General features: G+C 55.1%; 11 protein-coding genes. 7 read left to right on the top strand and 4 right to left on the bottom strand.

Annotated elements, in window-relative coordinates; translation table 11 throughout:
- The first annotated feature begins 115 nt into the window (after positions 1–115).
- The 3 genes from paaX to F3J29_RS22645 are packed head-to-tail and all read left to right on the top strand — an operon-like array spanning position 116 to position 2,014.
- On the top strand, positions 116–1,042 hold the full coding sequence (gene paaX / locus F3J29_RS07155; protein WP_166864327.1) for a phenylacetic acid degradation operon negative regulatory protein PaaX: 927 nt from the start codon (positions 116–118) through the stop codon (positions 1,040–1,042).
- Between the two features lie 14 nt (positions 1,043–1,056).
- Entirely contained in the window at positions 1,057–1,653 is a 597-nt protein-coding gene (gene paaY / locus F3J29_RS07150) for a phenylacetic acid degradation protein PaaY (protein WP_166864325.1), read from the top strand.
- 49 nt (positions 1,654–1,702) lie between these two features.
- Positions 1,703–2,014, top strand: coding sequence for a hypothetical protein (locus tag F3J29_RS22645; RefSeq protein ID WP_205246652.1), 312 nt, complete (start codon positions 1,703–1,705; stop codon positions 2,012–2,014).
- A 25-nt stretch (positions 2,015–2,039) separates the two neighbouring features.
- Here the strand turns inward: F3J29_RS22645 and azoR are convergent, their stop codons facing one another.
- Positions 2,040–2,645 (bottom strand): FMN-dependent NADH-azoreductase, encoded by a 606-nt coding sequence (gene azoR, locus F3J29_RS07145; protein ID WP_166864322.1) that lies wholly within the window; start codon positions 2,643–2,645, stop codon positions 2,040–2,042.
- A gap of 213 nt (positions 2,646–2,858) precedes the next feature.
- Here azoR and hrpA point away from each other — a divergent pair, with 213 nt between their 5' ends.
- Entirely contained in the window at positions 2,859–6,758 is a 3,900-nt protein-coding gene (hrpA, locus tag F3J29_RS07140) for an ATP-dependent RNA helicase HrpA (protein WP_166864319.1), read from the top strand.
- Between the two features lie 33 nt (positions 6,759–6,791).
- On the opposite strand, the gene F3J29_RS07135 is transcribed toward hrpA, so the two are convergent.
- The gene (locus F3J29_RS07135) at positions 6,792–7,448 is read right to left on the bottom strand and encodes an O-methyltransferase (protein WP_166864315.1); all 657 of its coding nucleotides are present in this window, start codon (positions 7,446–7,448) and stop codon (positions 6,792–6,794) included.
- A 67-nt stretch (positions 7,449–7,515) separates the two neighbouring features.
- The gene (locus F3J29_RS07130) at positions 7,516–9,813 is read right to left on the bottom strand and encodes an FdhF/YdeP family oxidoreductase (RefSeq protein ID WP_166864312.1); all 2,298 of its coding nucleotides are present in this window, start codon (positions 9,811–9,813) and stop codon (positions 7,516–7,518) included.
- Positions 9,814–9,999: 186 nt separating this feature from the next.
- On the opposite strand from F3J29_RS07130, the gene F3J29_RS07125 reads away from it, so the two are divergent.
- The gene (locus tag F3J29_RS07125) at positions 10,000–10,542 is read left to right on the top strand and encodes a GNAT family N-acetyltransferase (RefSeq protein ID WP_166864309.1); all 543 of its coding nucleotides are present in this window, start codon (positions 10,000–10,002) and stop codon (positions 10,540–10,542) included.
- Here F3J29_RS07125 and F3J29_RS07120 read toward each other — a convergent pair.
- Positions 10,498–10,713, bottom strand: a complete 216-nt coding sequence (locus F3J29_RS07120; protein WP_166864306.1) for a hypothetical protein — start codon at positions 10,711–10,713, stop codon at positions 10,498–10,500. The two genes, F3J29_RS07125 and F3J29_RS07120, sit on opposite strands and share 45 nt — an antisense overlap.
- 226 nt (positions 10,714–10,939) lie before the next feature.
- On the opposite strand from F3J29_RS07120, the gene F3J29_RS07115 reads away from it, so the two are divergent.
- Both F3J29_RS07115 and F3J29_RS07110 read left to right on the top strand, forming a co-directional pair.
- Positions 10,940–11,191 (top strand): HTH domain-containing protein, encoded by a 252-nt coding sequence (locus F3J29_RS07115; RefSeq protein WP_045782434.1) that lies wholly within the window; start codon positions 10,940–10,942, stop codon positions 11,189–11,191.
- A gap of 105 nt (positions 11,192–11,296) precedes the next feature.
- Positions 11,297–12,946, top strand: coding sequence for a putative bifunctional diguanylate cyclase/phosphodiesterase (locus tag F3J29_RS07110; protein WP_166864303.1), 1,650 nt, complete (start codon positions 11,297–11,299; stop codon positions 12,944–12,946).
- The last annotated feature ends 46 nt before the right edge of the window (positions 12,947–12,992 follow it).

Here is a 12,992-nt window from a genome sequence, read left to right as displayed (position 1 = left end):
CGTTAAAGTGAGGGGGTTGAGATTTTTTGAATCATAAGGCCTAATTCAATGCCGGTCGCCCGCTTTATTATGCTATGTTTTTTCTCTGAAATTCCCATAGCGGCAATGAGGCAGGATGAGCAGCAAACTCGACACTTTTATTCAGCAGGCCGTCAGCGCGGTGCCCATCAGCGGCACGTCGCTGATTGTCTCTTTGTACGGCGATGCGCTGGCTCATCGAGGCGGCGAAATCTGGCTGGGTAGCCTGGCGGCGATGCTCGAGCCTCTGGGATTCGGCGAACGTTTTGTGCGCACGTCTCTCTTTCGCCTCAATAAAGAGGGCTGGCTGGACGTGGAGCGAGTGGGGCGACGCAGTTTTTATCGCCTGAGCGATATGGGCCAGAGGATGACCCGCCGCGCCGAGTCGAAAATTTATCGCGCCGGGCAGCCGGCCTGGGACGGAAAGTGGCTGCTACTGCTTTCCGAAGGGCTGGAAAAAAACACGTTACAGCAGGTGAAGAAACAGCTTATCTGGCAGGGATTTGGGGCGCTCGCACCGAACCTGATGGCTTCACCCTCGCAAAATCTCGCGGATATCCAAAGCCTGCTGCATGAGGCGGGCGTGGCTGAACAGGTCATCTGTTTTGAGGCTGAATCGCCGCTACAAACGTCCCGCGCGGCACTGAGATCCCGCGTGGAAGAGTGCTGGCTGTTGACCGACAAAAACGAACGTTATGCTGAATTTATCAACTCTTTTCGCCCGCTTTTACCGCTGCTGCGTGAGGCAGAAAGCGATGAACTAACGCCGCAGCGCTGTTTCCACATTCAGCTGCTGCTGATCCACTTCTATCGCCGCGTCGTACTGAAAGATCCGCTGTTGCCGGATGAACTGCTGCCGCCGCACTGGCTGGGGCAGAACGCCCGCCAGCTGTGTATCAATATCTATCAGCGGGTCGCCGCCGGCACGCTTACCTACGTCAGTGAGCTGGGCGAAACCTCGGTGGGCGACTTGCCCGCTCCGGTGAGCGGTTACCAGAAGCGATTCGGTGGACTCACCCCGTAAAATAAGGAGCCCGTATGTCCATTTATCAGATTGATGGCCTGACGCCTGTCGTGCCGGAAGACAGCTATGTTCACCCGACCGCGGTGCTGATCGGCGATGTTATTCTCGGGCACCGCGTTTACATTGGCCCGAATGCCAGCCTGCGCGGGGATTTTGGGCGGATTATCGTCGAAGACGGGGCGAATGTGCAGGACAACTGCGTAATGCACGGTTTTCCTGAACAGGACACCGTTGTTGAACAGGATGGCCACATCGGGCACGGCGCCATTCTGCACGGCTGCCGGATTGGCAAAAATGCGCTGGTGGGCATGAACGCGGTGATCCTGGATGGGGCTCACATTGGCGAGAATTCGATTGTTGGCGCGGCGGCTTTTGTTAAAGGCAAAGCGGAATTCCCGGCGAATACGATGATCATCGGCAGCCCGGCGAAAGCGATACGTGAATTACGGCCTGAAGAGCTGGCCTGGAAGAAACAGGGCACGAAGGAGTACCAGGATTTGGTGATTCGCTGCCAGCAAACGATGCATCAGGTGGAGCCGCTGCGTGAGGTTGAGGCGGGGCGGAGGCGTCTGGTGTTTGAGGATTTGCACCAGCCTAAGACGAGCGGTTAATTCCCCTCACCCCGACCCTCTCCCCAAAGGGGCGAGGGAGAAAACAGGTTTGGAGAATAATGTTTATCCTCTCTCCTCAAGAGGGGGAGAGAAAGCGGACCTGGAGAATATTGTTTATCCTCTCTCCCCAAAAGGGCGAGGGAGAAAACAGGTTTGGAGAATATTGTTTATCCTCTCTCCCCAAAAGGGCGAGGGAGAAAACAGGTTTGGAGAATATTGTTTATCCTCTCTCCTCAAGAGGGGGAGAGAAAGCGGACCTGGAGAATATTGTTTATCCCCTCTCCCCAAAAGGGCGAGGGAAAAAATAGGTTTGGGGAATATTGTTTATCCCCTCTCCCTTTTAGGGAGAGGGTTAGGGTGAGGGTCAGTCACTCAGAGAGCAAATCTTACGCCGTAACGATGCTGTCGATAGCTGCTTTCGCGTCAGTCTGTGCTTTAGCCGCTACTTCAGGGCCATAGCCAAAACCTTCAGCAAACACGTAGTTTACGTCGGTGATCCCAATGAAGCCCAGGAACACGTTCAGGTAAGGCACCAGCAGATCGGTTGGGGTGTCTTTGTGGATCCCGCCGCGGCTGGTCACAACCAGCGCACGCTTACCGGTCACCAGACCTTCAGGGCCTTTCTCGGTGTAGCGGAAGGTCACGCCAGCGCGAGCCACCAGGTCGAAATAGTTTTTCAGCTGGGTAGGGATGTTGAAGTTGTACATTGGCGCGTTGAAGACAATCACGTCGTGCGCTTTCAGTTCGGCAATCAGCTCATCAGACAGGGCCAGAGCTTCCTGCTGACGCGGGGTCAGCGCGGCATCGGAAGGGCGCAGAGCACCGACCAGTTCGCCATCCAGCACTGGAATTGGGTTTGCCGCCAGGTCACGAACGGTAATTTCGTCAGCGCTGTGTTTCTCACGCCATTGTTCAACAAAATAGTCGGACAGCTGGTTGGACTGAGAGTAACCTGCCAGGATGCTGGATTTCAGAACTAATACTTTGCTCATGGGATGATTCCTTAGTGTTTGGTCAGTCGGACAGTGTGCCCGTTCTCTAAGGCTTACTGTATTCACAATCCGATGACAGAGATAGCGCAATATATCGAACCCTATATTCGAATTTATTGAACAAGGCGCTGGAAATCGGGGTGTGATAAAATAGCGGAAATTAACGCCGTGACTTATCCGGTTGTGCCCGGTAGCGAAATAACGATAGATAAAATGGAAATGACAAAACCCTCGCTGTCCTCTTTGTTCGCCCGTCTTGAAGGGCTGATGCTCCGCGACAGACAACGCTTTTCTCGCCGCCTGCACGGCGCGAAGAAAATTAAAAATGCTGACTCTCAGCAGGCCTTATTCGACACGCTGGCCGCAGAAATTGACGCCGCGGCAGGTAAAGTGCTGCTGCGTGAAGCCGCGCGCCCGGCGATTACCTATCCTGAAAATCTTCCGGTTAGCCAGAAGAAACAGGATATTCTGAACGCCGTGCGCGACCACCAGGTAGTGATCGTGGCAGGTGAAACAGGCTCCGGCAAAACCACTCAGCTGCCAAAAATTTGTATGGAGCTGGGGCGCGGTGTAAAAGGGCTGATCGGCCACACTCAGCCTCGTCGTCTGGCGGCGCGTACCGTGGCTAACCGTATTGCGGAAGAGCTGCAAACCGAACCCGGCGGTTGTGTAGGTTACAAGGTGCGGTTCTCCGACCACGTCGGCGACAACACGATGGTCAAGCTGATGACGGACGGGATCCTGCTGGCGGAAATCCAGCAGGACAGGCTGCTGATGCAGTACGACACCATCATCATTGATGAAGCGCACGAACGCAGCCTGAATATCGACTTCCTGCTGGGCTACCTGCGGGAACTGCTGCCGAAGCGGCCCGATCTTAAAATCATCATTACCTCGGCAACCATCGATCCGGAGCGTTTCTCTCGCCACTTCAACAACGCGCCAATTATCGAAGTGTCAGGCCGTACTTACCCGGTGGAAGTGCGCTACCGCCCGATGGTGGAAGATAACGACGATACCGACCGCGATCAGCTGCAGGCTATTTTCGACGCGGTGGATGAGCTGGGCCACGAAAGTTCGGGCGATATCCTGATCTTTATGAGCGGCGAGCGTGAAATTCGCGACACCGCTGATGCGCTAACTAAGCTCAACCTGCCGCATACGGAAATTCTGCCGCTCTATGCGCGCCTGTCTAACAGCGAGCAGAACCGCGTTTTCCAGGCGCACGTTGGGCGACGCATTGTGCTGGCGACCAACGTCGCGGAAACCTCATTGACCGTGCCGGGGATTAAATACGTTATCGACCCAGGTACGGCCCGTATAAGCCGCTACAGCTACCGTACTAAGGTTCAGCGCCTGCCGATCGAGCCGGTGTCTCAGGCTTCGGCCAACCAGCGTAAAGGTCGCTGCGGCCGCGTATCGGAAGGGATCTGTATTCGTCTTTATTCCGAGGATGACTTCCTGTCCCGCCCGGAATTTACCGATCCGGAAATTCTGCGTACCAACCTGGCGTCGGTCATTCTGCAAATGACGGCGCTGGGGCTGGGGGATATTCAGGCATTTCCGTTCGTTGAGGCGCCGGACAAGCGCAACATTCAGGACGGCGTGCGCCTGCTTGAAGAACTGGGCGCCATTACCAGCGATGAAGACCATAGCGTTTATAAACTGACGGCCTCTGGCCGCCAGCTTTCGCAGCTGCCCGTCGATCCGCGCCTTGCCAAAATGGTGCTGGAAGCGCAGAAATTTGGCTGCGTGCGTGAGGTGATGATCATTACCTCTGCGCTCTCCATTCAGGATCCGCGCGAGCGGCCGATGGACAAACAGCAGGCCTCGGACGAGAAACATCGCCGCTTCCACGACAAAGAGTCTGACTTCCTGGCCTACGTGAACCTGTGGAATTACCTGGGCGAGCAGCAAAAAGCCCTCTCTTCGAACCAGTTCCGCCGCCAGTGCAAGCTGGACTTCCTCAACTACCTGCGCGTCCGCGAATGGCAGGATATTTACACCCAGCTGCGCCAGGTGGTGAAAGAGCTTGGCCTGCCGGTGAACAGTGAACCGGGTGACTTCCGCTCGGTGCACTCGGCGCTGCTGACGGGGCTGCTGTCCCATATCGGGCAGAAGGACACGGAAAAGCAGGAGTACACCGGGGCGCGTAACGCCCGTTTTTCTATCTTCCCCGGCTCCGGCTTATTTAAAAAACCACCGAAATGGACGATGGTCGCCGAACTGGTGGAAACCAGCCGCCTGTGGGGGCGTATTGCCGCCCGCATCGACCCGGAGTGGATTGAGCCGCTGGCGCAGCACCTGATTAAGCGCTCCTACAGCGAACCGCACTGGGAGAAAGCCCAGGGCGCGGTGATGGCGCAGGAAAAAGTGACCCTTTACGGCCTGCCGATTGTGGCGGCGCGGAAAGTGAATTATAGCGACATTGATCCGGCGCTGTGCCGCGAGCTGTTTATTCGTCATGCGCTGGTCGAGGGCGACTGGCAGACCCGCCACGCGTTCTTCCGCGACAACCTCAAACTGCGGGCGGAAATCGAAGATCTGGAACATAAATCGCGCCGCCGCGACATTCTGGTGGATGACGAAACGCTGTTTGAGTTTTATGACCAGCGGATTGCTCACGATGTGATTTCTGCGCGCCACTTCGACAGCTGGTGGAAAAAGACCAGCCGCGAAACGCCGGATCTGCTGAATTTTGAAAAAAATATGCTGATCAGGGAAGGCGCGGAGCAGGTCAGCAAGCTGGACTATCCGAACTTCTGGCATCAGGGCAACCTCAAGCTGCGCCTGACCTATCAGTTTGAGCCAGGCGCTGACGCCGACGGCGTGACGGTGCATATCCCGCTGCCGCTGCTGAACCAGGTTGAAGAGTCTGGTTTTGAGTGGCAAATCCCCGGCGTGCGCCGCGAGCTGATTATTGCCCTGATCAAATCGCTGCCGAAGCCGGTGCGCCGCAATTTTGTGCCGGCCCCGAACTACGCGGAGGCGTTTTTAGGCTGGGCTACGCCGCTGGAATTGCCGCTGCTGGACAGCCTTGAGCGCGAATTCCGCCGCATGGCGGGCGTTACCATTGACCGGGAAGACTGGCACTGGGATCAGGTTCCCGATCACCTAAAAATGACCTTCCGCGTGGTGGATGAGCACAACAAAAAGCTGAAAGAAGGCAAAGATCTCAGCGAGCTGAAAGGCGGCCTGAAGGATAAAGTGCAGCAGACGCTTTCCGCCGTGGCGGATGATGGCATCGAGCAGAGCGGGCTGCACATCTGGAGCTTCGGCTCGCTGCCGGAAAGCTATGAGCAGAAACGTGGCAATTACCGGATGAAAGCTTTCCCGGCGCTGGTGGATGAAAAAGAGAGCGTGGCGATTAAGCTGTTTGATAACCCGCTCGAGCAGCAGCAGGCGATGTGGCGCGGGCTGCGCCGTCTGTTGTTGCTGAACATCCCGTCGCCGGTGAAATATCTGCACGAAAAGCTGCCGAACAAAGCCAAGCTGGGTCTTTATTTTAACCCGTACGGCAAGGTGCTGGAGCTTATCGACGACTGCATTTCCTGCGGTATTGATAAACTGATTGCGCAAAACGGCGGGCCGGTCTGGAGCGAAGAAGGGTTTGCCGCGCTGCACGAGAAAGTGCGCGCCGAGCTGAACGACACGGTGGTTGAGATTGCCAAACAGGTGGAGCAGATCCTCACGGCGGTGTTTAACATCAACAAACGGCTGAAAGGGCGCGTGGACATGACCATGGCGCTTGGCCTGTCGGATGTTAAGGCGCAGATGAGCGGCCTGGTTTATCGTGGTTTTGTCACCGGTAACGGCTATAAACGCCTCGGCGATACGCTGCGCTATCTGCAGGCAATCGAAAAACGGCTGGAAAAAATGGCTATCGATCCGCACCGTGACCGCGCGCAGATGCTCAAGGTGGAAAGCGTGCAGCAGGCCTGGCAGCAGTGGCTGAACAAGCTGCCGCCGGCCAGTCGCGAAAACGAAGAGGTGCAGGAGATCCGCTGGATGATCGAGGAGCTGCGCGTCAGTTATTTTGCTCAGCAACTTGGGACCCCGTACCCGATTTCCGATAAGCGTATTTTGCAGGCCATGGAGCAGGTCGCACTTTGAACCCAGGCCCTTTCCTCAGGAAAGGGCCTGGCGCTATTTCACTCTTGCCAGCGTAAAACCATCCCAGCCTTTACTGCCGACCGTTTGGAGTGCGGTGGCAGAAAGGCGCGGGTTGTTGCCCATCAGTTCAATAAAGGTGCGTACACCCTGGACGCGGTCATCAGTGCTTTCGGGGTTGGCAACCTCGCCGTCGCGGACCACGTTATCACCGATGATTAACGTCCCGGGACGCGAATATTTCAATGCCCATTCCAGATAAACCGGGTTGTTCGGCTTATCGGCATCAATAAAAATTACATCGAACGGTGCGTCGTGGCCTAAACCGGCCAGCGTTTCTGCCGCTGGGCCAACATGCAGGTCAATCTGTTTTTCCAGCCCGGCAAGCTGAATGTTCCTTTGCGCAACTTCGGCATGATGAGGGTCGGCTTCAAGGGTGATTAGCTTCCCGTCAGCGGGCAATGCTCTTGCCATCCAGACGGAGCTGTACGCGCCCAGCGTCCCAATTTCCAGAATCTTTCTCGCGCCAGTCATCTCCACCAGCAATTGCAGGAATTTCCCCTGGTTCGGGGCCACATCGTGGGCAGGCAGCCCGGCGGCATGATTATTGGTCAGAATTTGCTGGAAAACAGCATCGGAAGGGATCAGGGAATGAACGAGGTACTCATCAACATCGGACCATTTTTTCTGCATCGCTTACTCCATGTTTAGAGATAACATTTTCCCTCTCGCTTTGCGGGAGAGGGAATGGGATATCCGATCAGGCAATACGCTGCGTATGCTCCGCTTCGCTGCGGGTGATTTTCACCGGCACGGATTTTGACGTCGGCGTGCCCGTACCGTCCCCGACGCTGCCGAGCGGTACCAGCGGATTGGTTTCCGGGTAATAGGCCGCGAGATTTCCGCGCGGGATATCATAGGCCACCAGCTTAAAGCCGCTAACTTTACGGGTGATGCCGTCATGCCAGATGGTTTCTATATCGACCTTATCGCCATCGTTCAGACCGAGTTCACCCATATCATCAGGATGAATAAACAGGATTTCACGCTGGCCGTACACGCCGCGATAACGATCGTCGAGGCCGTAAATCGTGGTGTTGTACTGGTCGTGAGAGCGCAGCGTTTGCAGCGTGAACGGGGCTTCCACACCTTGCCACAGCGAATCCGGCAGCGGGGCATTGCTGAACTCAGCCTTGCCGCTTGGCGTATTAAAGCGCAGTTCTGCCGCCGCGTTGCCGAGGTAGAACCCCCCGGGTTCTTCGCAGCGCTGATTGAAATCTTTAAAGCCAGGTAATGTGGCGGCGATATGATCGCGAATCAGATTGTAGTCGTCGGCCAGCGCCAGCCAGTCCAGTTTGCTTCTGCCCAGAACGGCATCAGCGATGCTGGCCACAATTGCGGTCTCAGACCGCTGGGTGTCCGCAATAGGCTTGCCGATGCCTTCAGAGGCGTGAACCATGCTAAAGGAGTCTTCGACGGTGACAAACTGACGCCCGGAGACCTGCATGTCCTCTTCGGTACGACCAAGCGTCGGCAGGATCAGCGAGGCTTTACCCGGTACCAGGTGGCTGCGGTTCAGCTTGGTGCTGATGAACACGGTCAGGCCGCAGCGGCTGATGGCTTCTTCCGTGCGCGGGCTGTCCGGTGCCGCAGCGGCGAGGTTGCCGCCGAGCGCAATCAGCACTTTGATTTCGTCACGCAGCATCGCGGCCAGGGCTTCAACGGTATTGTGGCCATGTTCGCGCGGAGGCGTAAAATCAAAATGTTTGGCCAGGTTATCGAGCAGGCTTACCGGCGGCTTTTCATCGATCCCCATCGTGCGGTTACCCTGCACGTTGCTGTGGCCGCGCACCGGGCAAAGGCCCGCACCCGGCCGGCCTAAATGGCCGCCCAGCAGCTGCAGGTTGACGATTTCCCGCACGGTATTCAGCGAGTGTTTGTGCTGGGTGATGCCCATAGCCCAGGTAAAAATTACCCGCTTTGAATGCTGCCAGATTGCCGCGGCGTCGCGAAGCTGCAGTTCGCTCAGGCCGGACTGCCGGGTGATTTTTTCCCAGCTGGTTTCATCGATGGCGGTAAACCAGGCCTCAACGCCGTGGGTATGGGCATCAATAAACGTCAGGTCGAACACGCCGTCTTCACCTGCAGTAATCAGGCGGCGATGGGTTTCCAGCAGCGCTTTTGCCATACCGCGAACCGCGGCCATGTCGCCGCCAAGATTTGGCTGGTAATAGTTGGTGCTGATGGTGCCCGCCAGCGGGGTGATGACTTCCAGCGGTTTTTGTGGGTCGGCAAAACGTTCAAGGCCGCGCTCGCGCAGCGTATTGAAAGTGACTATTTGCGCTCCGTTTTCTGCCGCGTGCCGCAGGCTGTGCAGCATTCGCGGGTGGTTGGTGCCGGGATTCTGGCCAAACACAAAAATGGCATCGGCTTTGTCGAAATCATCCAGCCGGATGGTGCCTTTCCCGACGCCGATACTGCGTTTTAGCCCGCTGCCGCTGGCTTCATGGCACATGTTTGAGCAATCAGGGAAATTGTTTGTGCCCAACATGCGGCCAAAAAGTTGATAAAGATAAGAGGCTTCATTGCTGGCGCGGCCTGAGGTGTAAAGCTCAATCTGGTTGGGATTATCCATCGCCTGGATATGTTGCGCAATCAGGCTTAGCGCACTGGCCCAACTGATGGGCTCATAGCGATCGGTTTGTGGATTGTAGCTGAGCGGTTCGGTCAGGCGGCCCTGATATTCGAGGAAGTAGTCGCTTTGCTGATAGAGTTTGCTGACGCTGTGCCGGGCAAAAAATTCGCTGTCGATAAAGCGGCGAGTCGCTTCCCAGGTGACCGCTTTGGCGCCATTTTCGCAGAAGCTGAAGGTGCTTTTGTTATCGTCACCCCAGGCACAGCCCGGGCAATCAAAGCCTTTGGCTTTGTTCATGCGCATCAGGTTGCGCAGGTTTTTCAGAGCATGTTTGCTGTCGATGACGAAGCGGGTGGTCGCTTCGAGAGAACCCCAGCCGCCCGCTGCGGCCTGGTAAGGCTTGATAGCCGATTTGAATTTCATATGGCAGGTGTCACTTGTTATGGTTGATTGCGCAATAACACAGATGAGTTGCTTACCTTTAGTTTACTCCTGATTAACATTTGTGGAAGCGCTAACGTCAATCGGCCATCAACGAAACGGCCAGGACTTACTGAAGCAGGCTGTTAAACTGCGCGGTATTAATGTCAATAAACGAAGGGAATAGTGATGCTGTATGCCAGTGATATTAGGGATATTGAAGAACTGCAGCGCATTGAGACAGCCGCTGCGCGCCGTTTTCTTGCGGTGCCCGAACTGGCTTTTTTAGCCTCCGCTGGGGTAACGCGTCGTGAGGTTCACGCGGCGGCCATCGAAAACAACCTCGCCTGGAAGGTGGCCGGGAGCGACGGCAGGATCCGGGGGTTTTGCTATTGCGAGCGGCACGAGGATTCGCTTTATCTGGCTGAGATATCTACTCACCCGGATTTTCAGCGCCAGGGGATTGGGGCTATGCTGCTGGCTGAAGTCAAACGCAGGGGGCTGGCGCTTGGCGTCAGCCAAATCACGCTGACAACTTACAGGGATGTGAGCTGGAATGGCCCCTGGTATGGACGCCACGGTTTTGTCGTTATCAATGAGGCAGAGTTAACGCCGGCGCTTGCTTGCTGCCTTGCGCACCAGCGCGAAGAAGGCCTGATGATTTTACCCCGTTGCGCAATGCGGTATCTACTCGGGGAGGGGAAGCCCCCGGTCGGTAAACCATTTTTGTAGCCGCGTGAGCTGGCGGATGTGGTAGCCGATGGCCAACTCTTCGTACAGCGTCGACGGTGGCGTCAGCGGCGCGACATCGGGTCTGCCGCTCAGGATGGCCCGTCGGGCCTGATGCCAGGCCCGTTGTTTCATCTCAATTTCATCTGGCCTTGTTACCCGATGTTTACTCACGGTCATAGTCTGCCTGCTTATGGTGAGGCGCGATTATACCCTGCAAAGACGTCAATATGTTGTCCGATCTCCACGGGTGTTAATTTTCGTTCAAAAAAACCTAGCCTTGTCATAATGTTGCGTAATAATTACCCAGCAGACGCGCGATATATTCTGCTAATAGCTGACACGACCTGTCATTTGTTCGCGCTAACATTCCTGACACCGACTTGCAGGAGAAACACTCATGACCCCCCCCGAAAAAAGCACGCTGCTTGCCAACAGAATTGCCGGTATTTTTTGTGAAATGCTGAGCTGCGAGCGCGTGTCCCGTCACCAACTGGCCAGTAAGTTTGGCGTAAGCGAACGGACGATATACCGGGATCTCCGGCGGCTAAGCAACTATGTTTATCATGTGGGGGACGATCAGTACGCCCTCAGCCGGGAAGTCACCCAACAGCTGGAAAGCTACCTGCAGCGGGTAAAACGAGAGAAATGATCTTGTGGCGGCGATAACGCGCTTAAAGCGTCATGGCTACGCCGCCGATAATGCGATAAATTACTCTTTTTCCTAATGAAAAACCACAATCAATCCAAGGGCAAGATGCGTACTGAAAGCTTAACTGATATCGCCTATCGTCACTTTGTGGAGAGCGTAAAAGACTACGCCATCTACATGCTGAACATTGATGGCACCGTAGCCACCTGGAACGAGGGGGCGCTGCGAGCGAAGGGATATCTGCGCGAGGAAATTGTGGGGCAGTTTTTTGGCGTTTTCTACAGTGAGGCGGAGCAAAAAAGCGGGCTGCCCGAGCGTAATCTAAATATCGCGCTAAAAAACGGAAAGTTTGAGGGGGAAGGCTGGCGATACCGGAAGGACGGCAGCCGTTTTTGGGCACATGTGGTCATTGATGCCATCTACGATGAGCATCACACGTTGCTGGGCTATGCCAAAATTACCCGGGATATTAGCGAGCAGAAGGTGGTGATCGACAAAATCTCGTGGCTTGCCCGCTATGATGCGCTGACCGGGCTTCCTAACCGCGTCGAATTCTTCAGCTTTGTGGAGAAACTGTTCACTGAGTCTGACTATAACCACATTGCTATTTGCACCGTTGATCTTGATAAATTCAAAGAGATCAACGATACCGAAGGGCATTTAGTCGGCGACCAGCTTTTGCAGCGAGTTTCATCCTCGGTGCTTAAAGCGATGGAAAAAGATGAGATTGTTGCTCGTTTCGGTGGCGACGAATTTGTTGCAGCCAAACCTTATAATCACGATGACGAGCTGCGGAATTTCACCGAGCGTTTGCACTGTTGTTTTGTCGGCAAACAGATTTTTGCCCACAGCGAAATTACCGTCAGCGCCAGTATCGGCGTGGCGGTTTATCCTGATGACGCTACGGATATCAATACGCTTATCAGCAATTCAGATCTGGCGATGTACCGCGCCAAAGCTAATCTGGATAACAAGATCTGCTGGTATGAAAAAGACATGGACGAAAAAACGCGGCTGCGGAACCTGATGGCCGCGGATATTCGTCGTGGCATTAAAGAAGGGCAGTTCTTCATTCACTACCAGGAAAAACGCTCGCTGAAGGACAAGTCCATTACCGGCTATGAAGCCCTGCTTCGCTGGAACCACCCGGAACAAGGTCTTATCCCGCCGGATGAATTTATCCCCATCGCCGAGGAAAGCGGGGCCATTGTTCCGCTGGGCTATTGGGTGATTGAAACGGTATGCAACGAGTCGCTGGCCAATAAGCTGGACAAAAAAATCTCGATCAATATTTCTCCAGTCCAGCTGCGTAATCTCAGCTTTATCGACAATGTCCGCGACATTTTAATGCGAACCGCGTGGCCCATAACGCTGCTTGAGTTTGAGGTGACGGAGACGGCGTTCATCATTAATAAAAAGCTGACGTTTAATATCCTGCATCAGTTCCAGAAAATGGGGATCAGCATTGCGCTGGACGACTTTGGTACCGGATATTCGTCTTTGAGCACCCTGCGGGAATTCCATTTTGACGTCATCAAGCTGGATCGTAGCTTCCTGACGAACGTGGAAAGTAACTTCCAGGCGCGCTCTTTCGTACGCGCGATAATTTCGCTCGGCAATTCCATCAATACGCCGCTGATTGCCGAAGGTGTAGAAACCAACGAGCAGCTTCGTATTCTGGAAGAAGAGGGATGCACCGAAATTCAGGGTTTCCTGTTTGGTCAGCCGGTAGATATTAAAAATCTTCACCGCTGAAAGCGCGGGCAGAATAGCGGCTGGCACAAACCTGTGATCCACTTAA

Source organism: Enterobacter sp. Cy-643 (assembly GCF_011752815.1).
Classification (GTDB): domain Bacteria; phylum Pseudomonadota; class Gammaproteobacteria; order Enterobacterales; family Enterobacteriaceae; genus Cedecea.
The sequence above is the reverse complement of the archived record's forward strand: the minus strand, read 5'-3'. Positions and strand labels throughout refer to the sequence as shown.